The 22417-nt window shown below is 46.7% G+C and carries 18 protein-coding genes and 1 pseudogene; 6 read left to right on the top strand and 13 right to left on the bottom strand.

Going from position 1 to position 22417, the window contains the following annotated elements:
• Window positions 1-60: 60 nt before the first annotated feature.
• The 3 genes from YWE_RS0102915 to dgt all read right to left on the bottom strand — a co-directional run bounded on the left by YWE_RS0102915 (window position 61) and on the right by dgt (window position 4236).
• Window positions 61-1050, bottom strand: a complete 990-nt coding sequence (locus YWE_RS0102915) for a reverse transcriptase family protein (protein WP_211230987.1) — start codon at window positions 1048-1050, stop codon at window positions 61-63.
• 303 nt (window positions 1051-1353) lie between these two features.
• Window positions 1354-2508, bottom strand: a complete 1155-nt coding sequence (locus YWE_RS0102910; protein WP_029093170.1) for a CdaR family transcriptional regulator — start codon at window positions 2506-2508, stop codon at window positions 1354-1356.
• A 231-nt stretch (window positions 2509-2739) separates the two neighbouring features.
• Window positions 2740-4236, bottom strand: a complete 1497-nt coding sequence (gene dgt / locus YWE_RS0102905) for a dGTPase (protein WP_029093169.1) — start codon at window positions 4234-4236, stop codon at window positions 2740-2742.
• A gap of 288 nt (window positions 4237-4524) precedes the next feature.
• On the opposite strand from dgt, the gene mtnN reads away from it, so the two are divergent.
• Genes mtnN through YWE_RS0102890 form a run of 3 tightly spaced genes read left to right on the top strand, consistent with a single transcriptional unit; the run spans window position 4525 to window position 6717 of the window.
• Window positions 4525-5226, top strand: a complete 702-nt coding sequence (gene mtnN / locus YWE_RS0102900; RefSeq protein ID WP_029093168.1) for a 5'-methylthioadenosine/S-adenosylhomocysteine nucleosidase — start codon at window positions 4525-4527, stop codon at window positions 5224-5226.
• Between the two features lie 14 nt (window positions 5227-5240).
• Window positions 5241-6086, top strand: a complete 846-nt coding sequence (gene btuF, locus YWE_RS0102895; RefSeq protein WP_029093167.1) for a vitamin B12 ABC transporter substrate-binding protein BtuF — start codon at window positions 5241-5243, stop codon at window positions 6084-6086.
• Window positions 6087-6102: 16 nt separating this feature from the next.
• Window positions 6103-6717: a TRIC cation channel family protein gene (locus YWE_RS0102890; protein WP_029093166.1), complete on the top strand. Its 615-nt coding sequence runs from the start codon at window positions 6103-6105 to the stop codon at window positions 6715-6717.
• Window positions 6718-7153: 436 nt separating this feature from the next.
• On the opposite strand, the gene erpA is transcribed toward YWE_RS0102890, so the two are convergent.
• The gene (erpA, locus tag YWE_RS0102885; RefSeq protein ID WP_029093165.1) at window positions 7154-7498 is read right to left on the bottom strand and encodes an iron-sulfur cluster insertion protein ErpA; all 345 of its coding nucleotides are present in this window, start codon (window positions 7496-7498) and stop codon (window positions 7154-7156) included.
• 372 nt (window positions 7499-7870) lie between these two features.
• Between erpA and hemL the strand changes: the two genes are divergently transcribed.
• Window positions 7871-9154, top strand: a complete 1284-nt coding sequence (gene hemL / locus YWE_RS0102880; protein ID WP_029093164.1) for a glutamate-1-semialdehyde 2,1-aminomutase — start codon at window positions 7871-7873, stop codon at window positions 9152-9154.
• 876 nt (window positions 9155-10030) lie between these two features.
• Here hemL and YWE_RS31810 read toward each other — a convergent pair.
• The 6 genes and pseudogenes from YWE_RS31810 to YWE_RS0102850 form a co-directional block, all read right to left on the bottom strand.
• Window positions 10031-10235 (bottom strand): annotated as a pseudogene (locus tag YWE_RS31810) (protein YdhT); the annotation flags it as partial.
• A gap of 2 nt (window positions 10236-10237) precedes the next feature.
• Complete coding sequence (gene phsC / locus YWE_RS0102870) at window positions 10238-11011, bottom strand: thiosulfate reductase cytochrome B subunit (protein ID WP_029093162.1); 774 nt, start codon at window positions 11009-11011, stop codon at window positions 10238-10240.
• Entirely contained in the window at window positions 11008-11676 is a 669-nt protein-coding gene (locus YWE_RS0102865) for a 4Fe-4S dicluster domain-containing protein (protein WP_051323161.1), read from the bottom strand. Before YWE_RS0102865 ends, phsC begins: the two co-directional genes overlap by 4 nt.
• A gap of 209 nt (window positions 11677-11885) precedes the next feature.
• Window positions 11886-12608, bottom strand: a complete 723-nt coding sequence (locus YWE_RS0102860) for a YdhW family putative oxidoreductase system protein (protein WP_051323150.1) — start codon at window positions 12606-12608, stop codon at window positions 11886-11888.
• A gap of 16 nt (window positions 12609-12624) precedes the next feature.
• Window positions 12625-14727 carry an aldehyde ferredoxin oxidoreductase gene (locus tag YWE_RS0102855; RefSeq protein WP_029093159.1) on the bottom strand — a complete coding sequence of 701 codons (2103 nt, stop codon included), beginning with the start codon at window positions 14725-14727 and terminating at the stop codon, window positions 12625-12627.
• 66 nt (window positions 14728-14793) lie between these two features.
• Window positions 14794-15423, bottom strand: coding sequence for a ferredoxin-like protein (locus YWE_RS0102850; protein ID WP_029093158.1), 630 nt, complete (start codon window positions 15421-15423; stop codon window positions 14794-14796).
• Between the two features lie 653 nt (window positions 15424-16076).
• On the opposite strand from YWE_RS0102850, the gene yddG reads away from it, so the two are divergent.
• A complete protein-coding gene (gene yddG / locus YWE_RS0102845; protein ID WP_029093157.1) occupies window positions 16077-16958 on the top strand; it encodes an aromatic amino acid DMT transporter YddG in 882 nt (293 codons plus the stop codon).
• 27 nt (window positions 16959-16985) lie between these two features.
• Here the strand turns inward: yddG and yacL are convergent, their stop codons facing one another.
• On the bottom strand, window positions 16986-17348 hold the full coding sequence (gene yacL, locus YWE_RS0102840; RefSeq protein ID WP_029093156.1) for a protein YacL: 363 nt from the start codon (window positions 17346-17348) through the stop codon (window positions 16986-16988).
• Between the two features lie 200 nt (window positions 17349-17548).
• On the bottom strand, window positions 17549-20146 hold the full coding sequence (gene acnB, locus YWE_RS0102835) for a bifunctional aconitate hydratase 2/2-methylisocitrate dehydratase (protein WP_029093155.1): 2598 nt from the start codon (window positions 20144-20146) through the stop codon (window positions 17549-17551).
• 328 nt (window positions 20147-20474) lie between these two features.
• On the opposite strand from acnB, the gene YWE_RS0102830 reads away from it, so the two are divergent.
• Window positions 20475-20774, top strand: coding sequence for a hypothetical protein (locus YWE_RS0102830; RefSeq protein WP_029093154.1), 300 nt, complete (start codon window positions 20475-20477; stop codon window positions 20772-20774).
• Between the two features lie 73 nt (window positions 20775-20847).
• Here the strand turns inward: YWE_RS0102830 and lpdA are convergent, their stop codons facing one another.
• The gene (gene lpdA / locus YWE_RS0102825) at window positions 20848-22272 is read right to left on the bottom strand and encodes a dihydrolipoyl dehydrogenase (RefSeq protein ID WP_029093153.1); all 1425 of its coding nucleotides are present in this window, start codon (window positions 22270-22272) and stop codon (window positions 20848-20850) included.
• Between the last annotated feature and the right edge of the window lie 145 nt (window positions 22273-22417).

Raw genomic sequence — 22417 nt, 5'->3', positions numbered from 1 at the left:
GAAGGTCAAAAGCAAAGATCAACAACGCAGATTAATACCTAGTAACTAGCTTTAGATACCTTAATATTGAGAATTTCTATTAGCTTTTATCATCTGCTTAATCCCCGACATTGCCTGCCGAAATACATCATCCCCCGGGTTAACCTGTAGCAAAAAGTTCACCTTCCCCTGCAAGGCCTGAAGATACCGCTCAACATCCCCGCTTTCCAACGGATAATTCATTCGCTTCAGGTGAGAAACCACGCCAAACTTTTGGCAAAAATAGATCTCCTGCCGTAGTTGCCTGCGGTAATCTCTGGAGAGCTGAAGTTTCTGATTCACTACAATCCCGGTAACCGACTGTCGGGTATGTCGGGTTAATAACTTTGTTTTTTCTTTATTCAGTGAAAAGCCCAGGGCCTGTAAAAAGTGCCCCACCTTATTTTTGACCGCTTTCGCGTCAAAATCGCCGGAGAAGGTCATATCATCGCAGTAGCGGGTATAAATAATTCCCCGTGCTGAACACCACTCGCCAATGTGGCTATCAAAAGGCTTCATCACTAAATTAGATATCGTGGGCGACGTAGGAGCCCCTTGAGGTAATGCATCGTTGTAACAGCACAGGTGAGTTAACAACGTACTGACTGCCGGTGGAAAGTAGATATCCGGAAATGCACTGCGACGGACCATCGGAAATATAATACTGCCGAAGAAATCTTCAATATCCAGCTTGAGTAACAGCTTCTGCCCCAGATGAGCCGCAGCATTAGCAACAACATCCGCCCCCTTATGGTAAGCCGTTGCATAAGGCGAAACAGGTACGGGTGCCAATATATTACGTAAAATATTTTTCTGGATCTTTTTAAGCAGGGGATCCGGTGCCAGCAAATGCCTTGGCGTCCCGTCACGTTTTAAAATAGTAGTGCGTTGATAATGGGCATTAACGTCATTACTGATGGTATAGAGGCAGGAAATTTGTTTTTCAGCGCACCAGTCGGTATCACCAAAAAGTTGGAGTGATATTAGAAACTCAAGATAGTGAGCCGTTGTACAGTATTTCCATAAGGGCATATCCGGCATATTTCCCTGTTTTATATTTTATCGCCCGCCAGAGAGTTCATCATGACAGAGGGGATAGAGGCAATACTATAAAACGATACCCTAAGGTGCGCAGACGTACTCAGCCAAAGGCGTCGCACACGAAGTGTGCTGAGGTACTTCGGAGCAACTTAGGGTCTATAGCTCAGATATCGATTATCCGGTGACGACTCGCCAGCGGATCCGGATAAGATTCCCCGGATAAGCTATTGCCTCTATCTGAGGTATTCTAATCACGTTTTGGAATCAATTACAATTTCCAAATATCTTAATCAGTTACTCATTATCCAATTGCAGTGCAATGTACAGCTGCATATGGTCATCAAACTTACGCAAATTGAGCCCGGTAATTTCTGAGATACGGTTTAAACGATAATCCAACGTATTTCGGTGAATATAGAGTGACTTAACAGTGGCTCCGGGGTGCATATTATGATTAAACCACGCCAATAGCGTTCTGCGTAACAGGCCATTGTTGTCCATGGCCTTTAGCTTTACCAACGGGCGACTTAATTCATTAATCTGCCAGCCGCCGCGTAAGCTATCGAGCAACACCGGCAACATGAGATCCTGATAATAATAGCTACGCTGGTCAGGCATCCGTTGTTTTCCTACCGTCATAGCGGCCTTAGCCGTACTGTATGAGCGGGCCACGCACCCCGGTCCGGAAAAATGGCTGCCTAAAGAGACCCGAACGTTTAGCCGGCTGCTTTCAGAAATACGCAGCAATAGATTATCAACCCGCTTGCGGTGCTCTTCTGCATCCCAGCGCCCATTACTATTCAGGGCAGGCTGAAGCACAACCATTTCAGTCAGTGAAACAATCGCAATTAAGTTATCCCGGTCGGGCATAGTTAACAGACTTTGTAGCTGCTGGAGTTCAGCCATTGAGGTATCGACCCCCAGCAAATTACTGTCCAGTTCGATCATGGTGACCACTCTGGGCTGGGCCATATCGATACCTAATCGCTGAGCCCACTCAACCATTGAGGTCGGCAGCTCATCACTGCGAATCAGATTAAGCACCAATGCCTCACGCATTCGGCTATCTTGCGCCAGCATATTCAATAACCGTGCCTGTTCGAGCATCATCTCCGCCGCCATGCCAACCAGCTGACCATGTTGGCGTAGTAATGACGGATCGCCGGTTAAGCCAATGACCCCGACCACTTCACCTTCTACCCGCAGCGGTAAATTCACACCGGGCTTTACGCCGTGCAGGCTATTCGCTACCGCTTCATTAATTTCAACCACCCGCCCCTGAGATAGCGCCAGTAATGCGCCTTCATGAAATTCCCCAATCCGGTTAACATCACCGCTGCCGATGATCGTCCCCTTGGCGTCCATGACATTAATATTGCTATCAATAATCTGCATCGTTCGATTAACAATGTCTTGCGCCAGCTTGGCATCGAGGTGATAGAAAGGCATGAATAACCCTCTGAAATAACGCTAATTATCCCAGAGTAATGGTAGTCATTCCTATATGCATTGTGCAAATGCCTATATTTGTCTCTTATTTATTCAAATTGAGGGAACAGTCACAATTCACTGACGCAGCAGGTTTACGGGGGGTTAAAAATAGATTAGCTATCATCTCAGCTTATCCAATCTTCCGCCTGACTTTGTTCTTTTCGGCAAAGTCAGGCAGTTTTCTGTTATTTACTCTGCGGCCATTAATTTACGGTATTCGTCATAAGCGTATAAATCCGTCATGCCACTGATATAGTCCTGAATAAAACGAGCGCGGTAGTAGAATTCCCAAATCTCCAGCTGTTGTTCAGGCAGATCGCTAAGCTGAGAAATAGCTTCCTGATAGGCTAAGCGATGCTTAGTGGATAACTTATGAAATAGCCGGGTTTCGATCAAATAATCACGGTGGCTATCATCTTTGAGCAGCTTAGCAAAATCAGACATCGGCATATCCAGCAAAGGACTGTAGATATCCAATAGCCCATTAATCACCCGATACCCTTGCAGCTCAAGCATCTCAACCTCTTCGTGGTTGAATACATACTTCAACGCGACATGCTTATATACGCTGAGTAGCTTAAAGGCTTCATCACTGTCTTCCAGCAATGCCTGATTAAAGCAGCCTTCAAAGATAGCCGGTAGATTATCAATAAATCGTTGAGCAGCACGAGGAACCAGTTGTCCGACGGTATACACCCGTAAATACATAAAGAACTGATCGTCTATATGCCGATAGCCACTGCCGGTCTCCATTTTTTTGACCGCATTGCCGATGGTCTTATCAAACAGATCGCCCGCCACCACGTCGCCCCAGGCATTCTTAAGATGGGAGTACAGCTGCTCAATGGTTAAAATCTTTTTTTCTACCGCATCTTCCAGATCGGCAATGCAGTAAGAAATATCGTCAGCCGCTTCCATAATATACGTCAGCGGATAACGATTAAACCTGGCCATTCCTAACTCCTGACGTAAGTCATCAACAAAAGACTCTTCAGCCAGATAGTAGCCGGGCTTCTTCATCAAATAGCTGTGAGCTTCAGGGATGGCTCCGGACCAATAGGCCGGTCGGGTATATTTCAGAATACAGGCAACCTGAGAATAGGTGAGGTTAAGCTTGAGCAAGGTATGGACTAATCGAATAGCCTGAGCATTGCCTTCAAAATTGCTCAAATCTTGGCAAATTCGCAGCCGCAGGCGGTTGATCTCTGGCTGGTGTTGCTCTAATCGCAAGCAGGCATAACGGCAAAGTTCGCCGGCCCCGTCATTCAGGCGTTTTCCAAACCAATTATTGATCGCCTCCTCACCAAAATGGCCGAATGGCGGATTACCGATGTCGTGCATCAGGCAGGCCATTTCTACAATGCTCTCGAAAGATTCCAGCAGCTTATCTAAGCCAAGCTCGCTAATTTTATCCTCTTCCCGAAGCCGGTTAAAAATATCTTTGGCAATATGCCGCCCGACCTGTTGCACTTCCATTGAGTGAGTGAGGCGGCTGCGCACTGCGGCGTTACGCTCTAACGGGAAAACTTGGGTTTTCTGTTGTAGCCTGCGGATGGCCGCTGAATTAATAATCCGGCCGCGATCGCTTTCAAACTGGCGGGTGATATCATATTCCCCTTCAGGAATGATCATCGAACTAAAGGGGCGCTGAATGGTAATTCGCTTGCTAAAATCAATCACGGGCATAGCATTTTCCCAATATTTTCACAGTGATAACGGCCTTCTGTCTCTTAGCTAACGTTATGACACATTCTTGACAACGAACCAACATGAATCTGGCAAAAGTATCGGAATATCTGGCTATTTACGCGATTCATATTCCATTTTGTTACCAACCTCTATGATTCGCCAATCAACAGATAAAAGCCAATCAAAGTTAAGCTAAAATCTATCTGTGACCAACCGACTCATTTGTATAATTTGCATGATAGACTACGCGCCAGTTTATTGATCCTAACTTAACGGAATATCACCATGAAAATAGGTATTATCGGTGCAATGGAGCAAGAAGTTACCCTTCTTCGCGACAAAATAGAAAACTGTGAAACCTTTGAACGGGCCGGATGTGAGATTTATACCGGTAAGCTCAACGGTATTGACGTTGCTTTGCTGAAGTCTGGCATTGGTAAAGTTGCCGCAGCCTTAGGCACCACGCTGTTATTAGAGCTATGCCGCCCCGATTTGGTCATTAATACCGGCTCTGCGGGTGGATTAGATCCAACCCTTAGCGTAGGCGATATTGTTGTTTCTGACGAAGTTCGTTACCACGACGTTGACGTTACCGCTTTTGGTTATGAGCCGGGTCAAATGGCCGGTTGTCCGGTGGCTTTTATTGCCGACAAGCTATTAGTTCAGCTAGCTGAGCGCTGTATTAGTGAGTGCAAACTGCATGCGGTCAGAGGATTAATTTGCAGCGGTGATGCCTTTATTAATGGCTCAGCCCCGTTAGAACGCATCCGTAAAACCTTCCCTAGCGTTGCCGCCGTTGAAATGGAAGCCACCGCTATCGCTCACGTATGCCACCAGTTTGATGTGCCATTTGTTGTGGTGCGGGCAATCTCCGACGTTGCCGATAAAGAATCTCATCAAAGCTTTGATGAATTCTTAATTTTAGCAGCCCAACAGTCATCACTAATCGTCAGTACCATGCTTCGCGCTTTGGCAGAGAAAAAATAATGGCCACGCCAGCCATGATGCTGCTTAAGCTAATCCCTCGGTCGGTATGCCTAAAGCTACTGGCTGCCGGTCTGTGCTTTAGTAGTCTCAGCGTTCAGGCCAGCGCTGAGCGAGTCATTAGTTTGTCCCCGCATCTTACTGAGCTGGCCTATGCCGCCGGTATGGGCGACAAGCTGATTGCCGCCAGCGATTATTCTGATTATCCGCAACAGGCAAAAAAGCTCGAAAGAGTGGCATCATGGCAGGGTCTCAATCTGGAACGGATTTTGGCACTCAAACCGGATTTAGTCTTGTCGTGGCGGGGAGGAAACCCGCAGAAATCGCTGGATCAAATGACGCATTTGGGTCTCAACATTTTCTATTCTGACCCCAACAGCATTCAGTCTATTGCCGATAACCTGATTAAACTGGCTGAATATAGCCCGCATCCGGAGCAGGCCCACGCCGCAGCGGCCGATATTCTGGCCAAGCGTCAGGCCCTTAAAGATCAATATGCCCGCCCCGGAAAACCTCCGGTGAACGTCTTTTTACAATTTAGTACTCAACCTTTGTTTTCTACTTCCGGGACCACCATTCAGAGCGAAGTCGTCTCTTTGTGTGGCGGGCACAATATCTTTGCCGATAGCCCGGTACCCTGGCCTCAGGTTAGCCGTGAGCAAGTGCTCACCCGCAAACCGCAGGCAATCATTATTTCCGGTGATGAAGCGCAGGTTAAAATCGTTAAAACATTCTGGCACGGACAGTTAGATGTTCCTGTAATCACAGTACCTGAAAACTGGTTTAATCGTAGCGGTCCACGCATCATGCTGGCTGCTGAAGTCATATGCCAAAAGCTGTCACAAATTTCATCTACTTCATAGAGTTGGAGCACCTGTTATGTTGGTCTATTGGCTTGATATTTTAGGGACTGCGGTTTTTGCCATTTCCGGCGTACTACTGGCAGGTAAATTGCGCATGGACCCTTTTGGGGTTTTAGTGTTGGGGGTTGTTACCGCGGTTGGCGGCGGAACCATTCGGGATATGGCGCTGGATTATGGTCCGGTATTCTGGGTTGCTGACCCGACAGACTTAGTGGTCGCCCTTGTGACCTGCGTAGCCACCATTGTATTGGTGCGCCACCCAAGAGGTTTACCAAAATGGATTTTACCGGTGCTCGATGCCATCGGTCTGGCGGTGTTTGTCGGCATCGGGGTAAATAAAGCCTTTCTGGCCGGAACCGGCCCGCTGGTTGCAACCTGCATGGGGGTATTGACCGGCGTTGGCGGCGGTATTATTCGCGACGTGCTGGCCCGAGAAATCCCGATGATTCTGCGAACAGAAGTCTACGCCACCGCCTGTATTGCCGGTGGCTGCGTGCATGCTACCGCCCACTACTACTTTAATCTCGATTTGGATAAATCCCTGATGCTCGGCATGATATTCACCTTATCTATCCGCCTCGCCGCCATCCGCTGGAATCTAAAACTCCCGACCTTCAGTCTGGAGAAATAACCGTTCGGTTTATTCAACAGCATTAATCAATATCTAGCGAATGACGGACACAAAAAAGCACGGCTCTTGCCGTGCTTCAGACTGCTGACAAACGCCCGGACATCAGCGTTTTGCTCTTAAAAAGCTTAAACGTAGGGAAAGAATTACAGGCTACTTCCTGTAGCCTGCCCTTTGGGCCAACACTCTGTGTTGTTCAAAGCCGTTCCCTACGGCTTTGTCCGTTGGGGTCGTAGCTGGCTTGCCAGCCGGAGCGCCCCTAGGGATTCTAAGCCCGGAGCCCACAGTACTCAAAACATCGCTCTTCGGCCGCTAGGAAAAACCAATATTCCGATGCTAACTATGCGGACGAAATTCGCGCTGAAATCAAATTAAACCACTTTGTCATCACTCTAAAGCACGGCTTTTGCCGTGCTTTCTGTTTATTAAAAAACTGAAATTAAACGCTAAACGAAGAACCACAACCGCAGGTACTTTTCGCATTCGGATTCTGAATAATAAACCGCGACCCTTCCAGACCTTCGGTATAGTCAACGGCACCGCCGACTAAATATTGCAGACTCATCGGGTCGACAACCAGAGAAACGCCCTGTTTCTCAATAATCATATCGCCTTCGTTGACTTTTTCATCAAAGGTAAAACCATATTGGAATCCACTACAGCCGCCACCGGTGATATAAACACGCAGTTTCAGTTCAGGGTTATTCTCATCAGCAATCAATGCCTTCACTTTATTAGCGGCCGTGTCGGTAAATTGCAGGGGCAAGGCAGTTGAATCACTCATCAATAGTCTCCAGCTTATTCGTATCAGGCTGCTACTTTGGCAAACCTATTCATCATATGATTATCCAATAGTTGACTAAAACGTTCAAGTATTACTCAACTATCCCTGCAATTAAACATCGCGGCAAATGACAGGGTGAATATTTAATGTGTAAACTACGCTTACGCTGGCTATATTACAATAATCAATAGCGATAGAATTAACCAAACTCGGCTTTTATTTATCCCCCGGCCAGTAATCCAAAGCCCTTATGTCACTTTCGCGGCTAACGTTAAGCCAAAATCTAAAGCTGTCATTTACCCTTAGTTCTTTTAGAATAGACCGATATCCATTCTCCCTATATATCCTAAATAATGAGGCAGGAGCCGATTAATGAGTAAATCAGAAAGTTTGTATGCGCAGGCACAGCAGGTAATTCCGGGTGGCGTAAACTCGCCGGTTCGCGCATTTACCGGTGTAGGTGGCGTACCACTGTTTGTTGAACGGGCTGACGGCGCCTACCTGTACGATGCTGATGGTAAAGCCTATATCGATTATGTCGGATCCTGGGGCCCGATGGTTCTTGGTCACAATAATGAAATCATTCGTGATGCGGTGATTGAAGCCGTACAGCGTGGCTTAAGCTTCGGCGCTCCGACCGAAATGGAAGTCAAAATGGCTGAGCTGGTGACCGAATTAGTTCCGTCAATGGACATGGTCCGCATGGTCAACTCCGGCACCGAAGCCACCATGAGCGCAATTCGCCTGGCCCGTGGTTTTACCGGACGCGATAAAATCATTAAGTTTGAAGGCTGTTATCATGGTCACGCAGACTGCCTGCTGGTAAAAGCCGGCTCTGGCGCATTAACCTTAGGCCAACCAAACTCACCCGGCGTACCGGCTGATTTTGCCAAGCACACGCTGACTTGTACATATAACGATCTGGATTCTGTCCGTCAGGCCTTTGAGCAAAACCTGGATTCAATCGCCTGTATTATCGTTGAGCCCGTTGCCGGCAATATGAACTGTATTCCTCCGTCTGAAGCCTTCTTACCCGGCTTACGTCAGCTTTGTGACCAGTACAACGCGCTATTGATTATTGATGAAGTGATGACCGGCTTCCGCGTCGCTCTGGGCGGAGCACAGGATTACTATGACGTTACCCCTGATTTAACCTGTTTAGGCAAAATCATCGGAGGCGGTATGCCGGTCGGTGCATTTGGCGGACGCCGTGACGTTATGGAAGCATTAGCCCCAACGGGTCCGGTATACCAAGCAGGAACGCTGTCAGGTAACCCAATCGCGATGGCCGCCGGCTTTGCCTGCCTCAATCAGTTAACTGACGTAGGCGTTTATGAGCAGTTGTCATCGTTAACTGAAAATCTGGCTGAAGGCCTGCTTAGTGCAGCTCAAAGACAAGGTATTCCGCTGGTGGTTAACCATGTCGGCGGCATGTTTGGTATTTTCTTTACCGATGCAAAAACCGTCACCTGTTATAAAGACGTCGTGAAGTGCGACGTTGAGCGCTTTAAAACGTTCTTCCATCTGATGCTGGAAGAGGGAGTCTACCTCGCACCTTCCGCGTTTGAAGCCGGCTTTATGTCACTGGCTCACTCAGATGAAGATATCCAGCGCACGGTTGATGCCGCAGAGCGTTGTTTTGCTAAGTTAGCTTAAGACCATACTGTTGCTTGAATAAAGTTAAGGCCAACCAAAAAAGAAATTGGCTGGCCTTTATTTATCTGAATAATCAGGCTGAATATTCGACAAACTGATGATTGTCATTCAGCCTGTATTTAACCCCGGCCCTGATATTCCCTTCCCCTTCATAGGCCACGGCAAATCGCATGCGCTTCCCGTCAAAATAAGCCACGCTGGCACACCCGCCTTTGCCTAACACCACATAGTCTATCGAACCGGCGCTGGCGACCAAAGAGTGTTCCCCCATGGCAACAATTCGCGAGTTATCACCGGCACTCACCACTCTGGCAGCTTCACCAAAGCTAGAAATATGGGATAAGTCGCCTGAGCTGGCGACCTTTAAGGAATCACCGACGCTGCCGATACGGGCTCGCATACCGGCGCTGGCAATCCTGACGCCGCGGCCTGAACTGCTGACCTTAGAGGAATTTCCTGCCGTCGCAATTCTGGCCCGATCGCCCGAGCTACCGACCCGTACATCATGCCCCACACACCCGGCTCTTACGCCATACCCCGAACTGGCAATCTGAGTCGAATAGCCCGAACTGCTTAACCAAGCATATTCACCGGAGCTGCCAATTTGGACGTTAACGCCAGAGCCTGAAATTCGGGCGCTGTGGCCGGTACTGCCAATGCGGGCACTGTCACCGGCACAGCCAATTTGGCTGCTGTTATAGATATCCATCAGCTTGAAATTATCAATATCCGCCGCCAGTTTTCTGGTGTACGGGCTGTTATCACTGGGGATAAATCCGGTTAGCGGTAGCGTTTGAATACCAAGGGCCTGCCTGTCTGCTTTAACCTGAGGGGTGATATCACTCAGGACCTCAGCAAGGAGGTCCGTCGCGTTAGTTTCCTGATAGGCGAAATTCTCTTTTTCCAGCCAGAGTGAATAGGCATATTCAACCAGGCTGGTGGCCCAGTCGACATAACCGTATTGAATTAATGCACTGTGTACATCGGCGTACTTTCCACCATCAGGAAAATTTCTGATAAACCAGCGGTACATATAAGGGCCTACCCGCCAGGCCCTGAGTTCCTGTTTGGTGATTTGCATGATTAATGCCGGTGGTAACCGTCAATCATGCACTTAAAGGTCTCTGTCGGTGTGCGGCCGGTGGTGCACAGGTACAGGTGTCCGAAGATAAAGAAAATACTGATCACCGCCAGTGCAAAGTGCAGCTGTAGCGTCCAATAACGAATACCTACAGCCCATTGCCCTATCACTTCCGGATAAAGAGAAAGCAGTCCGGTTGCCAGTAGCAGCGGCAACAGTGCATACATCACACCAAGGTAAGCAACCTGCTGCAATGGATTAAACTTTGACTGCTGGGTGGCAGGAAACGGATGCTCTTCCCCTTTCATTATACCAAACAGGTAAAAGTTCACCTGACGACTGGCCCGCCCTATCCAACCCTGACGCTTAATCAGATAGTGATGACCGTTACCGCCAAAGGCATTGATCAGGACAAAGCAGATCCAGCAGGCTAATAACAAGAAGCCACAGACTTTATGCACCGCAACAAAGCTTGCCGTCACTGGCGGAGAAAGTAAGGCGAAATGGTTAATCAGGCCGCTACCGAGTAATAAGATAAACAGTAACGCATTAGACCAGTGCCAGAGGCGAATCCCTTTGGAGTAGAGATAAACCTTTTCTCCATGATCGGCCGGTTTATTGGTTGCCAGTCGCCCGCGCAGAAAAGCGTGTAAGGCTAAGACCAGCAACATGCCAACAATGGCTAACCCTGCCAATAATAACCAGACCGGCCAATAGTCTACCGAATAGGTCGGGACATAAAGGTGAAGCTGGGATTGGAACTGTTCAGCATTCATACGTTATCCTCTTTCAACAGATGTTGACCGGGGCGGCGATACAGATAAGGCTTACCTACGCCTTTTAACTGGTATTGGTAGAACTTATTCTGCTTCAGCCAATTCTGTACCACTTCGCTATCTTCTCTGCCAAAAATCAGCGCATTCTCAGGGCAGACATTGACGCAGATTGGAGCAAAGCCTTTAGCCAGGCGAGACTCTGCGCAAAAATCACACTTATCGGCCACTTTGGTTTTCGGATTAAGATAACGCACCTGATAAGGACAGGCGGAAATACAGTAGCTACAGCCAATACATTGTGGAGCATTCACCCGCACAATTCCTTTCTCATCGCGGTAAGAAGCGCCGGTAGGACAAACTTCAATACAAGGCGCATCCTCACAGTGTTGGCATGACTGACGGAAGAAGTGATATTGCGTCTCTCCGTCTTTGGTAGACACCGGAATATGTGCAATACCTAAGCGGCTTCCCCGATCCGGTACATGATTCACTTTGCGGCAGGCCCTGGCACACAGGTTACAACCGTTACACAGCGTCTCATCATGAATCATGACATAGCGAACTGGGCCATTTTTAGCCGGTGCTGCCAATAAACTTTGACCCGGGCCAGTAAAGAAAATAACTGTACCCATACCGATGACAAATTTACGCCGAGAGTACGTCATCTGCTTATCCCCTGATTCTGTTGACTGCAATAGCCCGGCATTATCCATAACATTAAAAATATTATTTTCATCATGCTCCTCCGCCATTAACTATTTTTAATGTTATAAAATAGTGAGGTCACTGCTTAATAATGATGGCCTGAATATTTTTATTAATGGCCATTACAATACGATCGTGCCTAATGTCTTAACCCGTAGTTTAAATAAACCTATGGATTCTGATGTTGCTCTACTTCCAGCCACTCACACAGGCCATAGGCCTTGCCATAACTCATAAATCTTTCACTAAATAAATAAGGTTCGTCATTAGAAGCTTCAACTTTTCGAATATCTGCGTAATCCGGATGGCTATCAATCACAATAATTGCCGCATCGATTTGCTGTTGGTCAAAATAATAAGGTGAATGCGTTAACATGCTGACCTTATAGGGCCGCGGATAGGTTTTACACTCAAACCTCACGGCCTCAGCAATGGTCTTACAGATATTTTTCTCTATCACCAATACACACATATTGGCGTAATTAACCGAGATACTTTCAGTTGAGAAATAGTAACTGTCGTTATCTCCTATATTGACGGTGATATCTGCATAGGCCTCGTCGGCATTAATCTGCGCAAATATCTCCGCCAGATCGTCAGCTGAAACCGAATAAGGCGGAGCCAGAAATATGCTGTGAGCAACGATATTGCCACCGAGAGAGCTTTGCCGGATAAAATCGGCAATCACTTGTGCCGGTGATAGTGATTGCTCCGCCAACGCCTGTTCCGCTGCATCAATCTCACTCTGAATCGCACCAGAATCCTTATCGATAGCGCCAAACAACCGGCGTCTGTTCAGGTTAATATCTTCGGCGATATCATTTTGACTCTCTGCCGGTAATTCGCCGGCAGTGTCTGATGCAAATTGCTCAGCCTTATCAAACTCATTCATCACGTCGGCCCACTGATTATGATGGTAATAAATTCAGCGATGCTAATTCAGCCGCCACGTCTTCCATGCCTAAACGATGAAGCGTCTCTTTAGTCGGGCAGCCTAACAGCGGATCCCAGCCCATTTCGGTATAGAACATGGTGAAGGATTTATACATATCATCACGGTCCATCTTGTCCGTACCTTCAGTAAAGACCGGAATTTTCGGATCTTTATCAAATACCCAAGTACAGATAAGGTCATGTTCATTACGCATATCCATGGTTTGCATCAGTTTGACCGTATAGGCACGATGCAAGGTGAAAATACGCTCTGCCGCCAGGTCCAGACTTTCTTCCGTTGTTTCATCACCGGTAATGGCCTGGAAGTATTTAGACTCAAGTGCTAAATCTCCACGGTAATTACGGCTCTTTAACGGCGATACTGTCATTGGCCATACCCAGTTACATAAGGTTACCGCATCGTGCAGGCAGCTTTTAAGAATGGCCCATTTGGCATACTTAATCTTGGCCGGATTAATTGGCGTATAGTTTTTAGTTTCATCATAGGCATCAGGCGAACCGAAAAGCTCACCGGCAACCTCTTTTTGCAACTTAAGCGGTAAGCCATCGCCGATAAAGTTGATATGAGTGTGAGTCATACAGTCGCGGTTAAACATACAGTTAATCAGCGAGCCAACCTGAGCTGAAGCCTCATTGGCATGGTGAACCGGGAAGCCTAACGGAGACCAAAGTTTATTTTTAGCGTACGCCCAGTACTCGTCGCCTAAATTCCAACGCTCAGCAATGGCATAAGAACCATCGGCAAGGTGGCTAAGCTCACCGGTGCGATGTGCCAAACGATGATAGAAGTCTTTAATAAAGTGCGGGTCGCCGTCTTCCAGCTGATCCCAACGAATTTCCGCATACTCTTCTGCCGGCAGTACACGCTTAAATACCCCTTTGCTATAGCAATAAGTAAAGTCACGATGCAGCTGGCCGTAGTTACACCAAATGCCTAAGTCATCAAAAATATTCAGCCCAACCAGATTACCGATAACCGAGCCGTCGCCTTTATCGTCAAAATCTTTTGGCCCTTTAGGGAATATGGTGGTGTGAACAAAGTTAGCCACGCAGGTATTTCCGCCGGTAGTTGGAACACCAAACTCTTTTACCTTCGGTATATTCAGTTGAGACATACAGCGGATAGGACAAGAGTGGCAGCCCCCCATTTTCACCGTATACTTTTCTGCCGCAGGTCCTAAATCAAAGACGGATTTATAGGTCCGGAACCCAACGGTATTTTGATTTCCCGGAGGAATTTCACCCGTTTCGATTGGGCCACCTTCAGCAGCGCCCCAGAATAGCCCCTTGCGGGCCGTCCAGCGGGAGCTTGGTGCCGAATATTCCGCCCATGCCTGAGGCGTGCTGGGAACCACGTGGTTGTTATTCGCACCAATCAGCTCAGTCATCATATAGTCGTTAAGGCGCTTCATTTCCGCTCTGTCAGCGATATTGACGCCCTTAGAACCTTCTACCGCGATCGCTTTGAGGTTTTTAGACCCCAGAACAGCACCGGTACCGGCACCGCCGCTGTGGTTACGACTATTAAGCATGCAAGACAGCGGAACCAGGTTCTCACCGGCAGGACCAATCGCAGCAACGCAGGTCTCAGCACTGGTCATGCGACAAATTTCTTCTGTCGTTGCCCGGGTACCCTTACCCCAAAGAAAATCAGCCGGCTCAATGCTCACCAGATCGTCTTTAATACTGATCCACACCGGAGACTTAGCTTTACCTTCAATGATAATGGCATCGTATCCGGCAAACTTCATTTGAGCGGCAAAAAAACCGCCCATATGAGCATCAACAACCAGATTGCCTTTGGTGAAAGTGGAAAGCGAAGTGATATTAACCCGTGAACTACAAGGCGCTCCGGAACCGGTCAATGGTCCGACGGCGAAAATCAGTTTATTGGCTTCATCGAAAGGTTTGGTACCGGCAGGAACTTCGTCAAACATGACTTTATAACCAATCCCCATACCGCCAATAAATTTCTTATATTTGCTGGTATCTTCAAAGGAAATCTTTCCTGAAGAGAGGTTAATTCTTACTATTTTACCTGTCCAACCGTTAGTCATGATGTTTTCCTTAAAGCACTGAATAAGAAGGAGCTATTGAGTTTTATCGTTCTGGCTATAGCTCGTTCAAACTGTAATATCTTTCCAGTCAATAATCGTTAATGCACCGGTCGGACAGGCGTTAGCGCACTCACCGCATAGAATACATTTTGACGATTTCTTGGTTTGTGTATTTACCGTTGCCATCATCCATGGGCAAGCCGTGGTACAGGCGCTACAGCCAATACAACGCCGATGATCTACTGCAATACAGCCATCTTTTTCACTGTATGAAATTGCCCCTATCGGACAGACTTTCAGACACTGTGGATCTTTACATTGTCGGCAGGTATCCGGCGTAAAGTTCAAATCACCATAAAGCCCGCCGCCGGAACCAATGCCGTCGTCGCCAAAGTAGTAATTACGGTGAATTTTTATGCGGGAAAAAAAGGTTCCGACGGAACCATCATTGAAGGTCGTGCAGGAGGTTTCACACCGGTGACACCCGGTACATCTTGCCCTCTTTGTGACCAGAACACCTTTTGCCGTTGTTATTAAGCCAACGTTACCGTTGTCGACATCTTCTTGTGTACAACCAAAAAGCGATAACAGAGAAGGTGCTATTGCTAACCCGGTAAGGCCTTTTCCTGAGATACGAAGAAAGTCCAGTCGGGTCAAACCATGATCTAAAAAGGGGCGTTCAGCATTATTAGGCATTTAATTTCACATCCTCTTCCGTACTCACTTTAATAACAACCAGGACATTATTATTTTTATAATATATAGAAAACAGGGATACCTCTTACTAGGTACCAAAATATAATGTCCCTGTTTAACCACATATTCTGTGATCAAGCTCAATTTAGAAAGACATTAATATCAAATCTGTGGTTGTTGATATTAAGTCTCATTTAATACATTAATTAATATATACAAATGACAAATATCACTTGTTATTGTTTTAATAATGTTAATTATTAGATAAAATTTGTTATCTATATAATTTCCTAAAAAATACAATAAGTTGATTTACATTAAAATTAGTGAAATTAGCAGATAAAACCCACATCGCTATATATTTAATTGCATATCGAATAAATGGATTGCTGATAATAAATAAAATTATTTTTAATTCAAAGCCAATATTACGTTAATACTATTTTGCATATAACCTGCAATATGAAGCCTAATATTCGTTTTATACCGATACTCAGAACCAAAAGCATCGCGCCGCCTATGACCAATCGAACCTTATCCAGACAGCCTCAGATGTTGGATAATCTGCACCATAAAGAAATGGATAATGTTACACTCTGCACTTCTTGATCTGTACTTCTGGCTTTTTCTAACAGTGATAATCAATAGCTGATATGAGTAAATTTGCAACCCTTAGCGGCATGGCCGCTATTCTGCTCTGGAGTATGAGCGTAGCCCTTACCCGTAGCCTTGCTGAAGTCTTAGGACCCTTTGGTGCCGGAGCGGCAATATATACGGTCAGCGGAGTCTTAGTTCTATTGGTTACCGGAATGCCGAAAATTCGTCAGCAACGGGCTGCTTATTTGTGGGGATGTGGCTCACTGTTTGTTATCTATATGGTCTGTTTTGCTCTGGCGATCGGCATGGCAGCCAGTCGTCAGCAGACGCTGGAAATTGGCTTAATCAACTACCTTTGGCCAAGCCTGACGCTGCTATTTGCGTTGCCGCTGCTGAAAATATCTGCACGTTGGTGGCTATATCCGGGCATTCTCTTAGCCTTTTCGGGGATTATTTGGGTAGTTAGCGGCGGCTCATTAAGCCTGAATGATTTTATTCATAATATCAGTTCGAATCTGTTGGCATATCTGTTAGCCATAATCGCGGCAGTTGCCTGGTCATTGTATTCAAATCTGGTGAGAATATATTGTCATGGAAAAGGCGTATTGCCTCTGTTCCTATTTGTTACCGCAGCCTGCCTGTGGATTATGACGCCGATATTCTCCCAGCTACCGACAGAGATGATCCCTCAGGACGCGATATTAGAATTATTACTGATGGGAGCAACTACGGCGATAGCCTATGTCTGTTGGGATATAGCAATGCGTAAAGGCAATATCACGCTGGTTGCGGCACTCTCTTATTTTACACCACTGTTTTCAATTTTGATCGCCAGTGTGTGGCTCAACACACAGCCGGGCCGTGCTTTTTGGCCCGGAGTCGGGCTGGTGGTTATCGGTTCATTACTCTGCTGGTCTGCCAGCCGGAACAAAAACTAGCCGGCTATCCATCGTTCAGGGCCAGAATTATCGCTCGGCTAAAAAACGTCGATATGCACTCAGTACGGCTAAAAAGTCTTCTACGCCGCAAAAAGAGAGGCTTTCATCGTCGTAATAGAACATGCCGTCTTCCATTTCGTCGCCTTCTAAGTCGAGTTGGTTTGCCCTGATAATCACCTCTTCACCATCCAGCCACAGGGTATATTCATGGCCAACCTTTTGCCACTGGCGCTCGCTTCCCTTCACCTGTTCAATCGCCTGCTCCACGTCATCAAGCAACGCTAAATTACCGTTAACCTCTTCATTCAGCCAATGTCCGATAGCTTCATGATCCATCGAGAACTGGGCGAAGATTTGTCCGGTTACATCCAGTCTGAATTCATAGTCCATAATCTGTTCCTGTATTTGGCCTTTTACTATCAATCGGGTTAACACCCATAACAGAATGCGACCCTAGCGCTATTTCTATCATAAGCACTTATTGAATTATTCAGCCATGTTATTTTCCGTTTATTAGAGCTGAATAAAAGAACTCGCATAAAAAAACCACGCCCGAGAGAGAGCGTGGTTTGACTATTGTAAAACAGAAATTACGCCATGGTTTGGAAAATCACGGTATCTGCTTTTTTGGTATATTCGTTAAGTTGATCAAAGTTGAGGTAACGATAAGTATCGTTCGCGGTTTTATCAACTTCAGCCATATAGCCCAGGTACTCATCAACCGTTGGTAAACGCCCCAGCAGTGAAGATATCGCTGCCAGTTCAGCAGATGCCAGATAAACATTGGCACCGTTACCTAAACGGTTAGGGAAGTTTCTGGTTGAAGTTGACACCACGGTGGCCCCCTCTTCAACCCGAGCCTGGTTACCCATGCATAGAGAGCACCCGGGGGTCTCGATACGCGCTCCGCTGGTACCAAATATGCTGTAGTAACCTTCTTCACTTAACTGCGCGGCATCCATTTTAGTCGGTGGCGTTACCCATAAGCGGGTCGGTAATTTACCTTTAAAATTAGCCAGTAATTTACCCGCCGCGCGGAAGTGACCGATATTGGTCATACATGAACCAATGAACACTTCATCAATTTTGCTGCCGGTAACTTCGGATAATAAACGAGCATCATCCGGGTCATTTGGCGCACACAGAATAGGTTCTTTAATCTGGTTAAGATCAATATCAATAACCGCGCAGTATTCAGCATCAGCATCAGCTTCTAACAGCTGAGGATTTGCCAACCAGTTCTCCATGGCTTTAATACGACGTTCAATAGTACGCACATCGCCATAGCCTTCAGAAATCATCCACTTAAGCAGCACGATATTTGAATTTAAATACTCAATCACCGGCGCTTTATCCAGCTTGATGGTGCAACCCGCAGCAGAGCGTTCAGCTGAAGCATCAGCCAGCTCGAATGCCTGCTCGGCTTTCAGCTCCGGCAAACCTTCAATTTCAAGAATACGGCCAGAGAAGATATTTTTCTTACCCTGCTTCTCAACGGTGAGTAAACCTTGCTGGATAGCGTAGTAAGGAATGGCGTGAACCAGATCCCGTAAGGTAATTCCCGGTTGCATCTGACCTTTAAAGCGCACCAGAACAGATTCAGGCATATCCAAAGGCATCACGCCGGTTGCGGCAGCAAATGCCACTAAACCTGAGCCGGCCGGGAAAGAAATACCGATTGGGAAACGGGTATGGGAATCACCACCGGTACCTACGGTATCCGGTAATAGCATACGGTTTAGCCATGAGTGGATAATTCCGTCGCCGGGGCGAAGAGACACACCGCCGCGGTTCATAATGAAGTCCGGCAGAGTATGGTGGGTCTGAACGTCAACCGGCTTAGGATAGGCTGATGTATGGCAGAATGACTGCATTACCAAGTCGGCAGAGAAACCTAAGCAGGCAAGATCTTTCAGCTCATCGCGAGTCATTGGTCCGGTAGTATCCTGAGATCCAACCGACGTCATCTTAGGCTCACAGTATTCGCCTGGACGAACACCGGTCACGCCACAGGCACGGCCGACCATCTTCTGAGCCAGCGTATAGCCTTTATTACTTGCTGCAACGGCTTTCACCGTACGGAAAACGTCACTTGGCGGTAAACCTAAAGACTCACGCGCTTTACTGGTTAAGCCACGGCCGATAATTAACGGAATACGCCCACCGGCGCGCACTTCATCCAGTAATACGTCGGTTTTTAATTCAAAGGTCGCTAATAGCTCATTATTATCATGACGACGGACTTCACCCTTACGCGGATAAACATCAATCACATCGCCCATATTTAATGATGAAACATCAACTTCAACCGGTAATGCTCCGGCATCTTCCATGGTATTAAAGAAGATAGGCGCAATTTTGCTGCCTAATACCAGACCGCCGGCACGTTTATTCGGAACGAAAGGAATATCATCGCCCATAAACCATAACACCGAGTTGGTGGCTGATTTACGCGATGATCCGGTACCTACAACGTCGCCCACATAGGCCAGCGGGAAACCTTTTTGCTTAAGCGCATCAATTTGTTTAATTGGCCCGACAGAACCAGCCTTATCAGGCGTAATTCCATCACGGGCATTCTTTAACATCGCTAATGCATGTAATGGGATATCCGGGCGTGACCATGCATCAGGTGCCGGAGAAAGATCGTCGGTGTTGGTTTCACCGGTGACTTTAAACACGGTCACGGTGATTTTATCAGCCATATTCGGACGAGAGAGGAACCACTCGGCGTCAGCCCATGACTGCATAACTTGTTTAGCGTACTGATTACCGGCCTTGGCCTTTTCCTCTACGTCGTAGAAGTTATCAAACATCAGTAAGGTATGGGAAAGCTGTTTTGCCGCAATCGGTGCCAGTTTTTGATCTTCTAAAGCATCCAGCAGCGGGTGGATATTATATCCGCCTTGCATGGTTCCAAGTAACTCAACCGCTTTCTCAGCGGAAACCAACGGCGATGTTGCTTCACCCTTTACAATGGCGGCAAGGAAACCGGCTTTAACATAGGCGGCTTCATCAACACCCGGTGGAACTCGATTAATAAGAAGGTCTAGAAGAAAAGCCTCTTCCCCTGCCGGTGGATTTTTTAATAAAGTAACTAACCCAGCAACTTGCCCTGCATCCAACGGTTTTGGCACAATGCCTTCTGCGCGACGCTCTGCAACGTGTTTACGATATTCCTCTAGCACGACGACTCCTCCAACTATCATTGTTATATTTAGCAGTGAAACGCTAACGGTGTTACTTATACATCGCTGTTAATCTGCAACGTTTAGATTTAAGAGTAAATTGCATTAATGCGCGGACTAAGCATAGCGATATACCGAGATTTTGTTAGTTCAATCACATAAAGACTATATGCACTTTATGCCCTTTATGCAGCTAATTTCCTGATGTCATGGCTAAAACTGACAGCAAGTCAGTAAGTATAGTATTTGATTAAGAATAATGTCGTCTTTTAACGACTAAGCAGGTATATTTACATAAAATTTACCTCATTCATGCAAGGATGCCAGAATGAACACCCAGTCCCCTGGCCAAAGAAGCAAACAGTCCGATATAAAAATCGCCCAATACGTTATTGTGGTGATGATTACATCTATCATTATTATCCTTATTGCTAAGTTTTTTCCCGCTAATCACTATGGTGAGACCTATCAGCCGGCCTTAATCAGAGCAGCAGAAACCGAATGGGATCCTTTAATGTCATCCCTACAGTTTGGCCTGCAATATTTTTTAATCGCCCTGCTGGCCATCGGAATCGCCGTTTCGCTGCTGTTCTTTTTTAGCTGCAGAGATGAGGGTTACTCCGAGTAGAACTTAATGGTCAGTCTTAGCATAAAAAAAACCGCCGAAGCGGTTTTTTTGTTTGATGCGGATTAAAGCTGAATTACTTTTTCTTGGCTTTCGCGTTAGGTAAGTCAGTAATCGTACCTTCATACACTTCAGCGGCTAAGCCAACTGATTCATGTAAGGTCGGGTGAGCATGGATGGTTAATGCGATATCTTCTGCATCACAGCCCATCTCGATAGCCAGACCAATCTCGCCAAGTAACTCACCACCGTTAGCGCCCACGATGGCACCACCGATGATACGGTGAGATTCTTTATCGAAAATCAGCTTAGTCATACCGTCAGCACAGTCGGAAGCAATCGCACGACCAGAGGCCGCCCATGGGAAGGTAGAAACTTCGTAGTTAATGCCTTTCTCTTTCGCTTCTTTCTCTGTCATTCCGACCCATGCAACTTCTGGTTCGGTATAGGCAATAGACGGAATTACTTTCGGATCAAAGTAGTGTTTCTTACCGGAGATAACTTCAGCCGCTACGTGGCCTTCATGCACGCCTTTGTGAGCAAGCATTGGCTGACCAACAATATCGCCGATAGCAAAAATATGCGGCACGTTAGTACGCAGTTGCTTATCAACTTGAATAAAGCCGCGGTCATCAACTTCGATACCGGCTTTACCGGCATCCAGTAATTTACCGTTTGGAACACGACCGATAGCAACCAGCACTGCGTCATAGCGCTGCGGCTCTGCCGGTGCTTTTTTACCTTCCATTGAAACGTAGATACCATCTTCTTTGGCTTCAACGGCGGTCACTTTAGTTTCCAGCATCAGATTAAACTGCTTGCTGATACGCTTGGTAAACACTTTAACCACGTCTTTATCGGCAGCAGGAATAACTTGGTCAAACATTTCAACCACGTCAATCTGTGAACCCAGTGCGTGATAAACGGTACCCATTTCTAAACCGATGATACCGCCACCCATCACTAACAGACGCTCAGGGACAGTTTTTAACTCTAATGCATCCGTAGAGTCCCAAACGCGCGGGTCATCATGAGGAATAAACGGTAACTGGATAGGACGTGAACCTGCCGCAATAATGGCATTGTCAAAGTTGATATTAGTGATGCCATTCTCGCCTTGTACGGCGATAGTGTTAGGACCAACAAACTGACCGTGACCGGTAACCACCTGAACTTTACGTATCTTAGCCATACCGGCTAATCCGCCTGTCAGTTGATTAATCACTTTTTCTTTCCAGACTCTGACTTTATCGATATCGGTCTTTGGCTCACCAAAAACAATACCGTGTTCAGCTAATGCTTTAGCCTCTTCAATCACTTTTGCAACGTGAAGCAGAGCTTTAGAAGGGATACAACCTACGTTTAAGCAAACGCCACCCAGAGTGGAATAACGCTCAACAATAATCGTATCCAGACCTAAGTCTGCGCAGCGGAAAGCTGCTGAATAGCCTGCGGGGCCTGCCCCAAGTACCACAACCTGAGTTTTAATATCAGTACTCATCTATGACCTCTTAATTATTTTTTCGGCCGACCGGCGCTGGTTTCGTTTCATCATAGCGTATTTTGTCGGAACCTTTGCAACTGCTTTAGTTTACAGAAACATAACAATTCTGCAAACAAGTGTTCCAAACAAACACCATAACTAA

It is taken from the genome of Budvicia aquatica DSM 5075 = ATCC 35567 (genome assembly GCF_000427805.1).
Lineage (GTDB): Bacteria > Pseudomonadota > Gammaproteobacteria > Enterobacterales > Enterobacteriaceae > Budvicia > Budvicia aquatica.
The sequence above is the reverse complement of the archived record's forward strand: the minus strand, read 5'-3'. Positions and strand labels throughout refer to the sequence as shown.

What these genes read in the sequence shown, in the direction of transcription:
- btuF (WP_029093167.1), top strand. Translation starts at nt 5,241, where the DNA reads ATGATGCTGCTTAAGCTAATCCCTCGGTCGGTATGCCTAAAGCTACTG.
- yddG (WP_029093157.1), top strand. Translation starts at nt 16,077, where the DNA reads ATGAGTAAATTTGCAACCCTTAGCGGCATGGCCGCTATTCTGCTCTGG.
- mtnN (WP_029093168.1), top strand. Translation starts at nt 4,525, where the DNA reads ATGAAAATAGGTATTATCGGTGCAATGGAGCAAGAAGTTACCCTTCTT.
- YWE_RS0102915 (WP_211230987.1), bottom strand. Translation starts at nt 1,050, where the DNA reads ATGCCCTTATGGAAATACTGTACAACGGCTCACTATCTTGAGTTTCTA.
- yacL (WP_029093156.1), bottom strand. Translation starts at nt 17,348, where the DNA reads ATGGACTATGAATTCAGACTGGATGTAACCGGACAAATCTTCGCCCAG.
- phsC (WP_029093162.1), bottom strand. Translation starts at nt 11,011, where the DNA reads ATGAATGCTGAACAGTTCCAATCCCAGCTTCACCTTTATGTCCCGACC.
- YWE_RS0102865 (WP_051323161.1), bottom strand. Translation starts at nt 11,676, where the DNA reads ATGACGTACTCTCGGCGTAAATTTGTCATCGGTATGGGTACAGTTATT.
- YWE_RS0102890 (WP_029093166.1), top strand. Translation starts at nt 6,103, where the DNA reads ATGTTGGTCTATTGGCTTGATATTTTAGGGACTGCGGTTTTTGCCATT.
- dgt (WP_029093169.1), bottom strand. Translation starts at nt 4,236, where the DNA reads ATGCCCGTGATTGATTTTAGCAAGCGAATTACCATTCAGCGCCCCTTT.
- YWE_RS0102850 (WP_029093158.1), bottom strand. Translation starts at nt 15,423, where the DNA reads ATGCCTAATAATGCTGAACGCCCCTTTTTAGATCATGGTTTGACCCGA.
- YWE_RS0102860 (WP_051323150.1), bottom strand. Translation starts at nt 12,608, where the DNA reads ATGAATGAGTTTGATAAGGCTGAGCAATTTGCATCAGACACTGCCGGC.
- YWE_RS0102855 (WP_029093159.1), bottom strand. Translation starts at nt 14,727, where the DNA reads ATGACTAACGGTTGGACAGGTAAAATAGTAAGAATTAACCTCTCTTCA.
- YWE_RS0102910 (WP_029093170.1), bottom strand. Translation starts at nt 2,508, where the DNA reads ATGCCTTTCTATCACCTCGATGCCAAGCTGGCGCAAGACATTGTTAAT.
- YWE_RS0102830 (WP_029093154.1), top strand. Translation starts at nt 20,475, where the DNA reads ATGAACACCCAGTCCCCTGGCCAAAGAAGCAAACAGTCCGATATAAAA.
- lpdA (WP_029093153.1), bottom strand. Translation starts at nt 22,272, where the DNA reads ATGAGTACTGATATTAAAACTCAGGTTGTGGTACTTGGGGCAGGCCCC.
- erpA (WP_029093165.1), bottom strand. Translation starts at nt 7,498, where the DNA reads ATGAGTGATTCAACTGCCTTGCCCCTGCAATTTACCGACACGGCCGCT.
- hemL (WP_029093164.1), top strand. Translation starts at nt 7,871, where the DNA reads ATGAGTAAATCAGAAAGTTTGTATGCGCAGGCACAGCAGGTAATTCCG.